Origin of the sequence: Nocardioides solisilvae (assembly GCF_003194625.1) — a bacterium.
Taxonomy (GTDB): Bacteria; Actinomycetota; Actinomycetes; order Propionibacteriales; family Nocardioidaceae; genus Nocardioides; species Nocardioides solisilvae.
In genome coordinates, this window is sequence record NZ_QHKX01000001.1 from 862,082 (window position 1) to 877,406 (window position 15,325).

Below are 15,325 nucleotides of genomic sequence, written 5' to 3' on the forward strand. Positions count from 1 at the left end.
GACGACGAAAGGGGCTCGCAGGAGCCCCTCCACTTCCAAGGTATACGGGCACGGGGGCTTGTTTCAAGCCCCCCGTCGTCCCCCATGATCGGCGGCCGGAGCCCGCTCGGGGCTCCTGGGGACCGGGGTGGGCGATGGAGCGGGACGACGTCGAGGTCGTGGTGGTGGGGGCCGGTCCGACGGGCCTGATGCTGGCGTGGGAGCTGGCCCGTGCGGGGGTCCGCACGCTGCTGCTCGAACGGCGGCAGCAGCCGTCGCAGGTGGCCCGGGCCGGCGGCCTCGCCGGTCAGGTCCTCCAGCTGCTCCACCACCGCGGCGTGCTCGAGGCGTTCCGCGCCGAGAGCCCCGTGCCCGAGCCCCCGCCGCATTTCCCCTTCGGCGGGATCCACCTCGACTTCACCCCGCTGCCCGCCTCCCCGATGCGCGCGCTCGTGCTGCCGCAGGACCGGATCGAGGCGCTCCTCGCCGAGCGCGCCGAGGCCGCCGGCGCCGAGCTGCGTCGCGGCCACGAGGTCGTGGGGCTGCGGCAGGACGAGCGGACGGTGACGCTGGAGGTCGACGCCGGCGGCACGGCGTACGACGTCTCCGCGGCCTTCGTGGTCGGCTGCGACGGCGGCCGCAGCAGGGTCCGCGAGCTCGCGGGCATCGCCTTCGCCGGCGACACCCTCCCCGAGGTCGAGCGGCTCGCCTCGACGACGCTCCCCGACGGCGTGACCGTGCGCGACGACGGCGGCGTCGAGGTCGACGGGGTCGTGCTGCCTTTCGGCTACACCGCCACCGAGCACGGTGTCTTCGCCTGCCACGCGACCGGCGGGACCGGCGTCACCGGGGGGACCCTGGGCGTCTACACCGCCGAGGTCGAGCCCGCGTCGGACGAGGGCGGCGCGTACGACGACGCCTCGCCGATGACGGTCGGCGAGCTGGCCGCGAGCGTGCGGCGCGTCCTCGGGGTCGACCTCCCGCTGGGGGAGCCGCTGCGGATGACCCGGTTCGGCTACTCCGCGAGGCAGGCCGAGACCTACCGCGCGGGGCGGGTCCTGCTCGCCGGGGACGCCGCCCACCTCTTCCCCGCCGGCGGAGTGGCGGTCAACGCCGGGATGCTCGACGCCGCCAACCTCGCCTGGAAGCTCGCGGCCACCCTGCGCGGGTGGGGCCCCGAGTGGCTGCTCGACACCTACACCGAGGAGCGCCGGACCGCCGCCGAGCGGACCCTGCTCCACACGCGGGCCCAGGTCGCGCTGCGCCGGGCCCACGGCCCCGGGGGCGACGCGCTGCGAGCCCTGGTCGCCGAGCTCGCGACCGACGAGCAGCCGTTGCTGCGGCTCGGGGCCCTGATGGCCGGCACCGACGTCGGGGCACCTTCGGCCGACCGGCCCCTGGCTGGCGGCTTCGTCACCGACGCGCTGCTCGGCGTCGAGCACGAGGACGACCGCACCCGCGGCCTGCTCGCCGTCGCACCGGGCACGACCGGGGCGGTCCTGCTCCTGCTCGCCGACCGCCCGGGCCTGGCGGAGGTGACCGGTCCGTGGGCGGGTCGCGTCCGCGTGGCGCGCCTGACCGTGGAGGGGCCGCCGGTCGACGCCCTGCTGCTCCGCCCCGACGGGGTGGTCGCGACCGCGGTGCCGCACGGGGAGCCGGACGAGACCGCCGTGCCTGCGCTGCTCGAGGCGCTCAGCGCCTGGTGCGGGGACCCCGCTCGCAGCGCTTGACGCGTGACGCCGCCGTCACCCGCCGGACGTCATCAGGCCGGGCCGCCGGGACGACCGCGGTTGATGACGTCCCGGGAGGCAGTCAGCGGGCGACGCGGGGCGGGAGCCGGTGGAGCTCCACGTCGCGCAGCACGCCGGCGTCGGCGACCGCCGTCATGTAGGTGCAGTGCGGCTGCCGCCTGCGGTCGGTGGGGGAGCCGGGGTTGAGCAGCCGCAGCCCGGTCGCGGCGGTGGTGTCCCAGGGGATGTGGCTGTGGCCGAAGACCAGCACGTCGACGTCGTCGTACGCCGCAGCAGCCCGCTCCTCGCGGCCCTTCGCCTGACCGGTCTCGTGGATCACCGCGAACCGGACGCCGTCCAGCTCGGCGCGGGCGACCTCGGGCAGCCGCTCCCTCAGCACCCCGTGGTCGTTGTTGCCCCAGCAGCCGACCAGCCGGCGCGACCGCGCCTCCAGCTCGTCGAGGAGGCGCACGTCGACCCAGTCGCCCGCGTGCACCACCACGTCGGCGGCGTCGACCGCCGCCCAGACCTCGGCGGGCAGGTCCTTGGCGCGCTTGGGCAGGTGGGTGTCGGCGAGGAGCAGCAGCCGGGTGGTCACGCGCCCACCGTAGGAGGCCACCGGTCGGGGGAGGATTCGTCGAAAACCGCCACACGGACCCCCGCGGCGACCGATGCTGTGGTGGGGGCGACCGTCCCCGTGCCCTCCTCGCACCTGGACCGCTCGTGCCGCTGCCGATGCCCCTCACCGCCGTCGCCGGCGTCCTCGGGACGCTGCTGACCAGCAGCCTGCTCGTCGTGGCCGTCCAGCCGGCCACGCACTCCGCCGACGCGGAGCCGCAGCGGCAGCACGCGCGGGTGCTCCGGCTGACCGGGCCCTCGACGGTGGAGGTGGGGGACCGGCTGGTCCTGCACGTGCGCCTCGGGTCCGGAGCCGGACGCCGCCAGGTCCGGCTGGCGACCAGGCGCGGGGACACGTGGGTCGCGCTCGGGCGGCTCCGCACGGACGCGCACGGCCACGCCGTCCGGCGGCGTACGGCGGCCCGGCCCGGTCGCCACGTCTACCGCGCCGAGCTCGTGCAGTCCGACCGGAGGCCGCGGGTGCTCAGCCGACCGTTCGCCGTGACCGTGCGTCCCGCGCCGGTCACGCCGACGCCCACCCCCACGCCCACCCCCACGCCCACCCCGACCCCGACGCCGACGCCGACGCCGAGCCCGACGCCCACCGCCCAGCCCACCCCGACGCCGACCCCGACCGCCCAGCCCAGCCCCACGCCGACGCCCACCCCGACCCCGACCGCCCAGCCCAGCCCTTCGGCCCAGGCCAGTCCGTCCGTCCAGCCGAGCCCTTCACCGGAGCCGAGCCCGACGGCGACCCCCGCCCCCCAGCTGCAGAACCCGGAGGCGCTCGTCCCCTTCTGGGACGCCCTGCGCGAGCGCGACACCCGCCGGGTCGACGTGGCCTACGTCGGGGACTCGATCTCGGAGGGCCTCGGGGCCGACCTCTGGTCCCAGCGGCCGCCGCCGGCCCTGCAGGAGGCCCTGCGGGCGCGCCACCCGATCGCGGCGGCGCAGGGGACGGGGCACGTCCCGGCAGTCAGCCACGCCGGCCTGGCGGCGCCGGGGCTGCAGGAGGTGGGCCAGGTGACGCGGGTGAGCGGCTACGGCCTGGGGTCCAAGGCCGCCGCCTTCCTCGCCGGCTCGGGGCTGACCCTCGACTTCGAGGGGACGGGGCTGCGGGTCTGGTTCGGGCGCGACGCCACGACGGCGCCCGCGGAGGTCCGGGTCGACGGCGGCGAGTGGTCGCCCCTGACGGCCGACGACGACACCTCGACGGGTGGCTCCGGACACCTCTGGGAGTCGGCGACCCTGGCGCCGGGCCCGCACCGGGTGGAGGTGCGCGGCACCTCGGCCCAGCTGCCGTCGGTGGTGGAGGGCTTCGAGGTCTTCGCCTCCGAGGCCGACCGCAGCTCGGGGGTCCACGTCCTCGACGCCGCCCACTCGGGCTACTCGTCGCACCACTTCAACCCCGCCACGACGACGGGTCGCCCCGTCTGGCAGGTGCTGGACCGGGTGGCGCCCGTCCTCACGGTGGTCAACCTCGGAGTCAACGACCCGGCCTGGCAGATGAGCGCCGCGCAGACCAGGAGCAGCATCGAGCGGATCGTCGCGCGGGCGGAGCAGGCGGCCGGCGGGCGGCCGACCTCGGTGCTGCTGGTGGTCAACTACGCGCCGGTCTCCGCCAACCCGGAGTACGCCGCGAAGTGGCAGGCGGTCCGCGACGTGCTCATGGGCTTCCGCCACGACTTGGTCGCGGTCCTCGACCTGCAGGCCTCCTGGCCGACGATCGGGCCGGGCGAGCCGCAGGGCGTGATGGCTGAGACGGCGTACCCGCTGCACCCGAACGCCGCCGGGCACGCCCTGCAGGTCGAGGTGGTCTCCCGCCTGCTGCGACCCCCGGACGCGTGAGGGCCCCCTCGGCGCTCAGTCGAGGTCGATGCAGCGGTTCACCCACGAGTCTCGGACGACCATGCCGACCTTCTCGTAGAGGCTCAACGCCCCGGTCCGGGAGTCGGTGGAGAGCTCCGACTTCGTGGCGCCGTGCGCGCGGCCCGCGCCGAAGGCATCGACCAGCAGCGCCTGGGCCAGGCCGCGGCCTCGCTCGGCGCGGGCGACGGCGAGGCGGCTGATGAAGACGGCCTGCTCGTACATGGAGAGCACCGCCGTCCCCACCACCGCACCGTCGGGGCCGGTGACGACCCGGACGTGCCAGGGCTCGAAGCCGGGGCGGCCGACCACGGAGGCGTGGAAGTCCTCCCAGCTCTCCCGGTCCCGCTCGGACCACTCGAGGAACGCGTCCTCCACGACCGTCCACACCTCGCGGTGCTGCTCCGGCGTGGCCACCGACAGCGCGTAGCCGTCGGGCAGCGGCCGCGGGGCGACCTCGGCCCCGGGCGGCAGCTCCAGCACCCAGGAGTGCCAGCGGACGCGGTAGCCGAGCTGCTCCAGGAGCCGGTCGCCGGGCGAGCCGACGGGCACCGGCATCCCCACCACCCGCGAGCCCCGGGCCCGCGCGATCTCCTGCATCCGGTGGGCGAGCCAGGTGCCGATCCCGCGTCCGCGGTGGCTGGGGCGGACGGCCGCGTCGCCGCGGTCGGCGCCCATCACCTCGGCGTAGCCGACGAGCAGGTCGCCGTCGAAGACGCCCACGGACGAGGAGGGGACGTCGTGGCTGGGCTTCGCCCAGTCGGAGACGATGTCGGCCTCCTCGATCTCCACGGAGCCGAGGTCGACCAGCTCCTGGGCGGCGATCGCCTCGTGGACGGCGCTGGCGTCGGCGGTGGTGAGCGGTCGGGCGGTGAGCCCCTCGGGCAGGCCGGTCAGGTCCATGGGGGCAGGATGGCATCCGTCGAGGGTCGTTGTCCCCGGGGTTTCCGCCACGCCCGCGCCCGCTGCGCGCGGCGCCGGGTGACCGAGGTCGCGCACCCGCGGAATCTCCGCGTGTCCCCGCCTGCGACTACCGTGGAAACCATGAGTGACGACGCGCCGGCACAAGAGGCGACCCCGGAAGTACCCACGTTCGCGGAGCTGGGGCTTGACCCGTCCGTCCTGAAGACGCTCGCCGAGGTCGGCTACGAGCGCCCCTCGCCGATCCAGGCTGCCACGATCCCGCCGCTGCTGGAGGGCCGCGACGTCGTCGGCCTGGCCCAGACCGGCACCGGCAAGACGGCCGCCTTCGCGCTGCCGATCCTCTCCAACCTCGACCCCGCGCAGAAGACGCCGCAGGCGCTGGTGCTCGCGCCGACCCGCGAGCTCGCGCTCCAGGTCTCGGAGGCGTTCGAGCGGTACGCCGCCCACCAGAAGAAGATCCGCGTGCTGCCGGTCTACGGCGGCCAGGGGTACGGCGTCCAGCTCTCCGCCCTGCGTCGCGGCGTCCACGTCGTCGTCGGCACCCCGGGCCGGATCATGGACCACCTGGAGAAGGGCACGCTCGACCTCTCCGAGCTGCGCTTCCTGGTCCTCGACGAGGCCGACGAGATGCTCAAGATGGGCTTCGCCGAGGACGTCGAGACGATCCTCGCCGACACCCCCGCCACCAAGCAGGTCGCGCTCTTCTCCGCGACGATGCCCGCGCAGATCCGGCGGATCTCCAAGAAGCACCTCGACGACCCGGTCGAGGTGACGGTCAAGAACAAGACCACCACCTCGGCCAACATCACCCAGCGCTACCTGATGGTCAGCTACCCGCAGAAGGTCGACGCGCTGACCCGCATCCTCGAGGTCGAGAACTTCGAGGGGATGATCGTCTTCGTCCGCACCAAGCAGGTCACCGAGGTGCTCGCCGAGAAGCTCCGCGCCCGCGGCTTCTCGGCCCAGGCGATCAACGGCGACGTCTCCCAGCCCGTGCGCGAGCGGACGATCAACCAGCTGCGCGACGCCAAGCTCGACATCCTCGTCGCCACCGACGTCGCCGCCCGCGGCCTCGACGTCGAGCGGATCAGCCACGTCGTCAACTTCGACATCCCCACCGACACCGAGTCCTACGTGCACCGGATCGGCCGCACCGGCCGGGCCGGCCGCAAGGGCGACTCGATCGCCTTCGTCACCCCGCGCGAGCGTCACCTGCTGCGGGCGATCGAGAAGGCGACCCGCCAGCCGCTGACCCAGATGCAGCTGCCCACGGTCGAGGACGTCAACAGCACCCGCCTGAGCCGCTTCGACGACCAGATCACCGCCGCGCTGTCCGACACCGACCGGATCGAGTTCTTCCGCGACGTGGTGGCCCACTACGTCACCGAGTACGACGTCCCCGAGGTCGACGTGGCCGCCGCGCTGGCTGCCGTCATGTACGGCGAGACCCCGCTGCTGCTCGAGCCCGAGGCCGAGGTGCTGCACACCCCGCGCGAGCGCGACGGCTCCGACGGCCGGGGCCGGGGGGACCGGGACGACCGGGGGCCCAAGGGGCCGCGCCGTCCCTCCCGCGACGACCTCGCGACGTACAAGATCGCGGTCGGCAAGCGGCACAAGGTCGAGCCGCGCCAGATCGTCGGCGCGCTCGCCAACGAGGGCGGCCTGGGCCGGGGCGACTTCGGCAAGATCGACATCCGCCCCGACTTCTCCCTCGTCGAGCTCCCCGCCACCCTGCCCTCGGGCACGTGGGAGGCGCTGAAGGAGACCCGGATCTCCGGCAAGCTGATCGAGCTGGCGAAGGACACCGGCCCGCGCCGTTCCTCCGGCCCCCGCGACGGCGGCGGCTACGACAAGCGCAAGCCCCGTCACAAGGGCTGACGCCTCGGCCCGGTGCGGGTGAAATGAACACCGGCCCGCCTGCGGGGGAACAGACGGGCCGGTGAGTCGGTGGAGGCGCGGTCGCGCCCCGGGGGTCAGGCGTTCTTGATCGCCGAGATGTCGAAGTCGAGCTTGATCTTCTCGGAGACGAGGACGCCGCCGGTCTCGAGCGCGGCGTTCCAGGTGAGGCCCCAGTCCTTGCGGTTGATGGTGGTGCCACCCTCGAAGCCGATCCGGGTGTTGCCGAAGGGGTCCTGCGCCGAGCCGGTCTCCTCGAACTCGATCGTGACGGGCTTGGTCACGTCCTTGATGGTCAGGTCGCCGGTGACGGTCCAGTCGGAGCCGTCGCGCTTGACGTCGGTGGAGACGAAGGTGATCTCCGGGTTGTTGGCGGCGTCGAAGAAGTCGGCCGACTGCAGGTGACCGTCGCGGTCGGCGGAGCCGGTGTCGATGCTGGCGGTCTTGATGACGACCTTGACCGACGAGGCGGCCGGGTTGGCGGTGTCGACGTGGGCGGTGCCCTCGAACTCCTTGAACTGGCCGCGGACGGTGGTGACCATCGCGTGGCGGGCCGAGAAGCCGAGGCGAGTGTGGCTGGCGTCGATGGTGTAGTCGCCGGTCACGTCGTCGAGGACGGTGGTCGGGGCGTCGAAGGTCTCGGTCTTGTCGGACTTGCGGCTGAAGAAGTTCATCTGGGTCTCCCTGAGGCTTGGGTGCCGCCGGAGGTGGACCTCTGCGGCTTTGGTTGATTGTTCAACTATCCAAACCGTACGGCACCCGGGTCCATTCCGGCAACCCCTGTGACGTGCCTCACATCAGCGGAGAACGACGAACGGCGGTGGACCCCGCGTGGGGATCCACCGCCGTTGCGTTGGTGTGGGAGCCGGCCGCCTCAGGCGGCCTGGCGCGCCCGCGGCACCACCGGTGTGGCGGCCCAGCGCGCCTGCATCCGCACGCGGCCCTGCGCGTCGCGGACGGGGACCCAGCTCATGCGCAGGGTCGAGCGGTCTTCAGTCATCTTGCGGTCAGCCATGGGACACCTCTTGTTCACCTTCCGTTCACCTAGGGTAGCAGTCCCCCACTTGTGCACCACGCCGAGCGTGGAAGATCGCGTGTCTCCACCACTCGGCGACCCGACTCGCACCCAACCATGACCCCATAACCAAAGAACCTGCCCGATTCCGGGCAGATCGTTGCGCGACGCGAGCCCATGTCCCCACACTCGTGGAGTGCCGCACCCGAACCACCCCGACGACGACCTCGTGCGTCACCTCGTGGCGACCACCGGACTCTCGCCGGCGGAGGCGCGGCGCGTGGTCGGCGACGTCCTCGCCTTCCACGCCGAACCGGTGGAGGAGTACGTCCGGCGCCGGCACGCCCACCTGAAGACCTACGGCGCCAGGAACGCCGAGATCTTCCCGCTCCTCGCCGCCGAGCTGGCCACCCGCGTGGTGGCCGCTCCCCGGCTCACCGAGCGACAGCTGCGCCGCCTCGTCTACGGCTGAGGCGGCCCCACCCCAAGAAGGAGCACCCCATGTGCGGAATCGTCGGCTACGTCGGCCCCCAGCAGGCCGCCCCGATCCTCGTCGAGGGCCTCGCCCGGCTCGAGCACCGCGGCTACGACTCGGCAGGCCTGGCGGTCGCGGGCAGCAAGGGCTCGCTGCGGGTCGCCAAGGCGGCGGGCCGGGTCCGTCCGCTGGCCGACGCGCTGCCCAAGCGGTTCTCGGGCCACACCGGGCTGGGCCACACGCGCTGGGCCACGCACGGCCCGCCGACCGACGCCAACGCCCACCCCCACACCGACGCGGAGCAGCGCGTGGCCGTCGTCCACAACGGCATCCTCGACAACGCCCACGACGTGCGCCGCCGGCTCGTGGCCGAAGGGGTGGAGCTGGCCAGCGACACCGACACGGAGGTGCTCGCCCACCTGGTCGCGCGCTCCACGGCACCGACGCTGCAGGAGAAGGTCGTCGAGGCGCTCGCCCAGGTCACCGGCACCTGGGGCCTCGCCGTCGTGCACGCCGACCACCCGGGCGAGATCGTCGTCGCCCGGCACGGCAGCCCCCTGATCCTCGGGGTGGGCGACGGCGAGATGTACGTCGCCTCCGACCTGGCCGCGATCGTGCGGCACACCACCTCGGTCGTCGTCCTCGACGACGGCGAGCTCGCGTCGGTGAGCGCCGGCGGCTTCACCACGACCACCGGCAAGGTCGCCTCGGAGGTCGACGTCGACCCCGCGGCGTACGACGCCGGGGAGCACGACTCCTTCATGCACAAGGAGATGCTCGAGCAGCCCGAGACCACGGCTCGGATGCTGCAGGGCCGGCTCGACGAGCGGTTCGGCACCACCCACCTGGGCGGGCTGCACCTCGACCCCCGCGAGCTGCGGGGGGTGCGCCGGGTCAAGGTGCTCGGCTGCGGCTCCGCCTACTACGTGGGGCAGATGGGGGCCGGGCTGGTCGAGGAGCTGGCCCGGATCCCCGCCGACGCCGAGCCGGCCAGCGAGTTCAGGTACCGCAACCCGATCATCGAGCCCGACACCCTCTACGTCGCGGTGAGCCAGTCGGGCGAGACCATCGACACCCTGCTCGCCGTCCAGGAGATCCGGCGCAAGGGCGGTCGGGTGATCGGCCTGGTCAACGTGGTCGGCAGCGCGATCGCCCGTGAGGTCGACGGCGGGATCTACCTGCACGCCGGCCCCGAGGTGGCGGTGGCCAGCACCAAGGCGCTCTCCCACATGTTCCTCGGCTTCGCGCTGCTCTCGCTCCAGCTGGGCCGGGTCCGGGACCTCTCGGTGGCCGACGGCCGGCGGCTGGTGCAGGCCCTCGAGCGGCTGCCCGAGCAGGTCGCCGAGGTGCTGGCGCTGGAGCCGCAGCTGGTCGAGGTGGCCAAGGAGCTGGCCGTGGCCGACTCGCTCTTCTTCATCGGCCGGGTCCGCGGCTTCCCGGTGGCCCGCGAGGGGGCCCAGAAGTTCAAGGAGATCACCTACCGGCACGCCGAGGCCTACCAGACCTCGGAGCTGAAGCACGGCCCGCTGGCGCTGATCAGCCCCGACGTGCCGACCGTGGCGATCGTCCCCGACGACGAGCTGGTCGGGCGCAACGTCGCGGCGCTGCACGAGGTCGCGGCCCGCGGCGGCCCGCTGGTCGTGGTCACCCACGAGGGCGTGGACCTCGGCGACCTGGACGTGACCCGGGTCGACGTCCCCCGCAGCGAGGTCGAGCTCGACCCCCTGCTCCTCACGGTCCCGCTCCAGCTGCTGGCCTACCACGCCGCCACCCACCTCGGCCTCGACGTCGACAAGCCCCGCAACCTCGCCAAGTCGGTCACGGTGGAGTAGTCGCGCTGTCCACGGAGGTTTGCGGTGGATCCCGGTCACCAGGTGACTGCGATCCACCGCAGACCCCTCACGAGGGACAGGACGGACATCGACGCACGTGCCCGTCCCAGCCGCGCCGTTGCAGGAGGGTGCCGACCCGGTCTGCGGTCCGGCAGGGCGTGCCGACCACTTGTCCCCACCCGAGCCGGACGGTGTGGAGCCCGTCGAGTGCTGCGTCGAGGTCCCGGTCCAGGTCGGCATGGCGTGCCGCCGCGGTGTCGTGGAAGAGCCGTCCGTCGATCTCGACGACCTGCCGGTAGCGCCGGTACAACACGTCACGGAGCACCGGTCCCCGGCTCGACCCGTGCACCTGGCGTTCGCCCCGGAGGAGCCCGTGGGCCCGCTCGACCCGCGCGAGGTAGACGTGCTCCAGCACGGAGCAGGCGCCGGCTGCGACGTCCGCGAGCACTCGGGCGAGGAAGTCGCGCCGCGGCAGGCGCTCCATCGTCCCGAGCACGTGGAGGAGTCGCGCAGCGGTCGTCCGTCGCGACTGGACGGCGTTCGCCAGCACCTGCACGGCCTCGAAGTCGTCCCGTGCCCGGGCAGCGGTCCGCAGCACCGCCGGCTCGGTTCGGAGGCGCGGGGGAGACGCGTTCCACAGGGTCATCTCGTGCAGCCCCGTCACGCGGTGCAGCCGGGTCCCGGCGGGGGCGACGACTCGTCGCTCCCGGTCCACCGCCACGTGGATGACGCTTCCGGCCGGGCCGCCGGCGTTCTCCGAGGCGAGCAGGGCGGAGGAGTCGCACAGTGCCGCCGGCCAGGCATGGAGCACGCCGGCCCAGGCGCGCTGCCGCCACGTCGGCTCCCCGGTGTGGTCGACGAGCACTCCGGGGTGGATCCGGCTGAGCTCGCGGCGGCGCAGCATGCGTCGCAGGTCGTGGTCCCCCAGCCCGGCCTCCAGTGCCTGTCGGCGGGAGACGACGCCGGACTGCTGAGCCAGGAGCCGCGCCAGGTTCTCGTCCACCTGGCCAGCGTGGCGCGCCGGGCGCCCCCCGGCGCCCGTCCCCGGGCAGACCTGTGGATGACGCCCCGCAGCAGGGGATCTGTGGAGGATCCAGGTCACCAGGTGACTGCGATCCACCGCAGACCACCGAAGCGGGCGGGCCCGGCCACGTCGGACTGTGCGCTGCGCCCGACGACCGGGGCGCACTGCCCGGCCTAGGGTGTGAGAAGACCCCGTGCCGCATGGGGTCGGCACGGGGTCTGGGAGGACCCTACCGGGGAGTTCGTCGTCGCCCTCAGGGGTACTCAAGGTTTTACCGTCGTGTCCGGACCAGGAGGCCAGATGACCCAGCAGGAGAGCGCAGCCCACCAGGACCTCGCGGGCGTGGAGACGCGTCTGCTGGTCGGTGGCGAGTGGCGCGACGCCGAGGACGGCGCCACGTTCGAGGTGCTCGACCCGGCCGACGGCTCGGTGCTGGCCCGGGTGGCCGACGCCGGCACCGGAGAGGCGCTCGAGGCACTGGACGCCGCCGCGGCCGCCCAGGCCGAGTGGGCCGCCACGGCCCCGCGCAAGCGCGGCGAGCTGCTCCGGGCGGCGTACGAGGCGGTCAACGCCCGCGCCGACGAGTTCGCCCGGGTGATCAGCCTGGAGATGGGCAAGCCGCTGGCCGAGGCGAGGGGCGAGGTGGTCTACGGCAACGAGTTCCTGCGCTGGTTCTCCGAGGAGGCCGTCCGGGTCCACGGCCGCTGGATGGAGAACCCCGCCGGCGGCAGCCGGATGCTCACCATGAAGAAGCCGGTCGGCCCCTGCTTCTTCATCACCCCGTGGAACTTCCCGCTCGCGATGGGCACCCGCAAGATCGGCCCCGCGCTGGCCGCCGGCTGCACGGTGGTCGTCAAGCCGGCCAGCCAGACCCCGCTCACCATGCTGCTGCTCGCGCAGGTGCTGCAGGAGGTGGGCGTCCCGCCCGGCGTGGTCAACGTCGTCACCACCACCTCCTCCCGCGAGGTCGGCGAGGCGCTGATGGGCGACGAGCGGCTGCGCAAGGTCAGCTTCACCGGCTCCACGCCGGTCGGCCGCGGCCTGGTCAAGCAGTCGGCCGAGCACCTGCAGCGGGTCTCGATGGAGCTCGGCGGCAACGCGCCGTTCGTGGTCTTCGCCGACGCCGACCTCGACGCCGCCGTCGACGGCGCGATGGTCGCCAAGATGCGCAACATGGGCGAGGCGTGCACGGCCGCCAACCGCTTCCTGGTCCACGCCGACGTGGCCGACGAGTTCGCCGCCCGCCTCGCGGAGCGGATGGGGTCGCTCACGGTCGGCCGCGGCCAGGACGAGGGCGTCGACGTCGGGCCCCTCATCGACGAGGACGCCGTCAGCTCGGTCTCCCAGCTCGTCACCGACGCCGTCCACGGCGGCGCGAAGGTGCTCACCGGCGGCACGCCGCCCGAGGGCGCGGGCTGGTTCTACCCGCCGACCGTGCTGCTCGACGTCCCCGACGGCGCCGAGATCACCCGCGAGGAGATCTTCGGCCCGGTCGCCCCGATCACGCGCTTCACCGAGGAGGAGGAGGCGGTGCGGGCCGCCAACTCCAGCGAGTACGGCCTGGTCGCCTACGTCTGGACCCGCGACCTCGCCCGCTCGCTGCGGGTGAGCGAGGCGCTGGAGTTCGGCATGGTCGGGCTCAACACCGGCATCGTCTCCAACGCGGCCGCCCCCTTCGGCGGGGTCAAGGCGAGCGGCTTCGGCCGGGAGGGCGGCTTCGAGGGGATCGAGGAGTACCTCGACACCACCTACGTGGCCATTCCGCTCTGATCCCCGCTCCGACCACTCCGCCGGGACGCCGCCAGCGCCAGCGCCCGCTCGGCGAGCGGCCGGGCGACCTGCCGGTCGGCCGTGACCAGGCCCACCCGGGTACGCCGGTCCAGCAGGTCGTCGACGTCGGCCGCGCCCTCGTGGGTCACCCCGAAGACGAGCTCGGCCAGGGTGACCGGCACCTCGGGCGACGCCGGCGCCAGCAGCTCGTCGTCGCCGAGCCCGGTCACCTCCCGGGCCGTCGCCAGCACGAGCGCGGCGTCGGTGCCGTAGCGGCGGACCAGCCGCGGGTGCTCGCGGAGCGCGGCCAGCTCGGCGCGGGGAGCCGCGCCGGTGAGCGGCAGGGTCCGGGTGCGGCACGGCCCGGCGACCAGTCCGCCGGCCCGGACGGCGGCGTCCACCGCGTCCTCGGCCATCCGGCGGTAGGTGGTCAGCTTGCCGCCGACCACCGTGACCACCGTGGCGTGGTCGTCGCGCCCGACCAGGACGGCGTGCCGGCGGGAGAGGTCGGCGGTGGAGTGGGCACCGGTGACGGGTTCGGTGGACTCGAGCAGGGGGCGCAGCCCCGCGAAGGCACCGACCACGTCCTCGCGGCGCAGCGGGGTGGCGAAGGCGGCGGAGACGACGTCGAGCAGGAAGCCGACCTCGGCCTCGGTCGGCTCGGGCACGTCAGAGGGCGGACCTTCGACCGGCTCGTCGGTGAGGCCGACGTAGACCGTGCCGTCGGGCTGGGGCAGCAACAGCGCGAAGCGGCTCATGCTGCCCGGCACCGGGACGGTCACGGCGGTCGAGAGGCCGGGCAGGGTCGAGGCGCGCAGGACCAGGTGGCTGCCGCGGCTGGGCCGCAGTCGGACGTCGGGGGCCAGCGCGGGCGCCCACACCCCGGTTGCGTTGACCACCGCCCCGGCCCGGACGACGCGGGTCTCGCCGGTGAGCGTGTCGAGCAGCTCGGCGCGGCCTCCCCCGACCGAGACGGCGCGGACCCGGCTCCGCACCTGCGCCCCCTGCTGGGCGGCCGTGCGCGCGACGGCGAGCACCAGTCGCGCGTCGTCCTCGAGCTGGCCGTCCCAGGAGAGCAGCCCACCGCGCAGGTCGTCGGTGCGTAGGCACGGCACCAGCGCGCGGGTCTCGGTGGCGGTCAGTCGGCGGGGCGCCGGCAGGGTCTCGCGGGCCGTGCGGGCGCCGCGGCGCAGCAGGTCGCCGGCGGCCAGCCCCCAGCGGTTGACCTGCTCCTGCAGCCGCGGGGTCGTCGTGGTGAGCGGGATGAGCATGGGCAGCGGGTGGGTGAGGTGGGGAGCCGTGGTCTCCATGAGGATGCCGCGCTCGACCGCGCTCTCGTGGGCGACCCCGACCTGGCCGCGGGCGAGGTAGCGCAGCCCGCCGTGCACGAGCTTGGAGGACCAGCGGGACGTGCCGAAGGCGACGTCGTGGGCGTCGACGGCCAGCACCCGCAGCCCGCGGCTCGCCGCGTCGAGGGCGCAGCCGGCCCCGGTGATGCCCAGCCCGACGACGAGCACGTCGACCTCGTCGGCGAGGCCGGCGGTGCCGTGGCCGAGGCGGCCCGTGCGGTCGGTCACGGTGTCACGGGGCCAGGTGCCGGGTGACCATGGTGTGCAGCTCGTCGAGGAGGGCCTCCTCGGAGAGGTCGTCCTCGACCATCGTGTGCAGGCTGAGCACGAAGCCGTGGCCCATGAGCAGCATCGTGCGGGCGATGGCGCCGGGGTCGCCCGTCCGCACCTCGCCGAGCTTCTGCTGCTCCGCGATCCGGTGGGTCAGCGACTCGAGGATCGCCTGCTGGCTGCGGCCGCGGCGGTCGAGCAGGTAGGGGAGGAGGAGCTCGGGGTCGAGCTCGACGATCCGGGTGAAGAGCTCGTTGTCGCGCAGGTGTCGGACGACGGCGACGACGCCGTCGGCGATGGTCCCGGTCCGGACCCCGGCGGCCACCACGGTGCCCCACTCCCGGGTCATCAGGTCGGCCATGAGGGCGCGCATGTCGGGCCAGGCGCGATAGATCGTCATCCGGCTGACCCCGGCCCGGCGGGCCACCTCGGTGAGCGTCGTACGACGCCACCCGACGTCGAGGATGCAGGCGCGCGCCGCGTCGAGATAGGGGTCGAGGCGGGGGTCCAGCCCCGCGGCCCGGGCGAGCTCGACTGCCAGAGCGTTGTGACGGAGTGACGTCATGTGTCACACTGT

13 protein-coding genes are annotated in these 15,325 nt (G+C 74.0%); 6 read left to right on the forward strand and 7 right to left on the reverse strand.

Going from position 1 to position 15,325, the window contains the following annotated elements; genetic code table 11:
- Positions 1–134: 134 nt before the first annotated feature.
- Positions 135–1,709: an FAD-dependent oxidoreductase gene (locus DNK53_RS04150; RefSeq protein ID WP_110180982.1), complete on the forward strand. Its 1,575-nt coding sequence runs from the start codon at positions 135–137 to the stop codon at positions 1,707–1,709.
- Between the two features lie 82 nt (positions 1,710–1,791).
- On the opposite strand, the gene DNK53_RS04155 is transcribed toward DNK53_RS04150, so the two are convergent.
- Positions 1,792–2,307 (reverse strand): metallophosphoesterase family protein, encoded by a 516-nt coding sequence (locus tag DNK53_RS04155; protein WP_110181403.1) that lies wholly within the window; start codon positions 2,305–2,307, stop codon positions 1,792–1,794.
- A 137-nt stretch (positions 2,308–2,444) separates the two neighbouring features.
- Between DNK53_RS04155 and DNK53_RS04160 the strand changes: the two genes are divergently transcribed.
- Complete coding sequence (locus DNK53_RS04160; protein ID WP_162599768.1) at positions 2,445–4,175, forward strand: SGNH/GDSL hydrolase family protein; 1,731 nt, start codon at positions 2,445–2,447, stop codon at positions 4,173–4,175.
- Between the two features lie 15 nt (positions 4,176–4,190).
- Here the strand turns inward: DNK53_RS04160 and DNK53_RS04165 are convergent, their stop codons facing one another.
- A complete protein-coding gene (locus DNK53_RS04165; protein WP_110180984.1) occupies positions 4,191–5,096 on the reverse strand; it encodes a GNAT family N-acetyltransferase in 906 nt (301 codons plus the stop codon).
- A gap of 141 nt (positions 5,097–5,237) precedes the next feature.
- On the opposite strand from DNK53_RS04165, the gene DNK53_RS04170 reads away from it, so the two are divergent.
- Positions 5,238–6,995: a DEAD/DEAH box helicase gene (locus DNK53_RS04170; protein WP_110180985.1), complete on the forward strand. Its 1,758-nt coding sequence runs from the start codon at positions 5,238–5,240 to the stop codon at positions 6,993–6,995.
- A gap of 95 nt (positions 6,996–7,090) precedes the next feature.
- On the opposite strand, the gene DNK53_RS04175 is transcribed toward DNK53_RS04170, so the two are convergent.
- Positions 7,091–7,687 carry a YceI family protein gene (locus DNK53_RS04175; protein WP_110180986.1) on the reverse strand — a complete coding sequence of 199 codons (597 nt, stop codon included), beginning with the start codon at positions 7,685–7,687 and terminating at the stop codon, positions 7,091–7,093.
- A 200-nt stretch (positions 7,688–7,887) separates the two neighbouring features.
- Positions 7,888–8,028, reverse strand: coding sequence for a hypothetical protein (locus DNK53_RS17370; RefSeq protein ID WP_162599769.1), 141 nt, complete (start codon positions 8,026–8,028; stop codon positions 7,888–7,890).
- Between the two features lie 196 nt (positions 8,029–8,224).
- Between DNK53_RS17370 and DNK53_RS04180 the strand changes: the two genes are divergently transcribed.
- Both DNK53_RS04180 and glmS read left to right on the forward strand, forming a co-directional pair.
- Positions 8,225–8,500, forward strand: a complete 276-nt coding sequence (locus DNK53_RS04180; protein WP_110180987.1) for a hypothetical protein — start codon at positions 8,225–8,227, stop codon at positions 8,498–8,500.
- A 29-nt stretch (positions 8,501–8,529) separates the two neighbouring features.
- Positions 8,530–10,335 (forward strand): glutamine--fructose-6-phosphate transaminase (isomerizing), encoded by a 1,806-nt coding sequence (glmS, locus tag DNK53_RS04185; RefSeq protein WP_110180988.1) that lies wholly within the window; start codon positions 8,530–8,532, stop codon positions 10,333–10,335.
- A gap of 67 nt (positions 10,336–10,402) precedes the next feature.
- On the opposite strand, the gene DNK53_RS04190 is transcribed toward glmS, so the two are convergent.
- Positions 10,403–11,338, reverse strand: coding sequence for a type IV toxin-antitoxin system AbiEi family antitoxin domain-containing protein (locus DNK53_RS04190; RefSeq protein ID WP_110180989.1), 936 nt, complete (start codon positions 11,336–11,338; stop codon positions 10,403–10,405).
- Between the two features lie 321 nt (positions 11,339–11,659).
- Between DNK53_RS04190 and DNK53_RS04195 the strand changes: the two genes are divergently transcribed.
- Complete coding sequence (locus DNK53_RS04195; protein ID WP_110180990.1) at positions 11,660–13,129, forward strand: NAD-dependent succinate-semialdehyde dehydrogenase; 1,470 nt, start codon at positions 11,660–11,662, stop codon at positions 13,127–13,129.
- Here DNK53_RS04195 and DNK53_RS04200 read toward each other — a convergent pair.
- Positions 13,108–14,706 (reverse strand): glycerol-3-phosphate dehydrogenase/oxidase, encoded by a 1,599-nt coding sequence (locus tag DNK53_RS04200; protein ID WP_110180991.1) that lies wholly within the window; start codon positions 14,704–14,706, stop codon positions 13,108–13,110. The two genes, DNK53_RS04195 and DNK53_RS04200, sit on opposite strands and share 22 nt — an antisense overlap.
- Positions 14,707–14,710: 4 nt before the next feature.
- Positions 14,711–15,313 carry a TetR/AcrR family transcriptional regulator gene (locus DNK53_RS04205; protein ID WP_110180992.1) on the reverse strand — a complete coding sequence of 201 codons (603 nt, stop codon included), beginning with the start codon at positions 15,311–15,313 and terminating at the stop codon, positions 14,711–14,713.
- Positions 15,314–15,325: the final 12 nt, after the last annotated feature.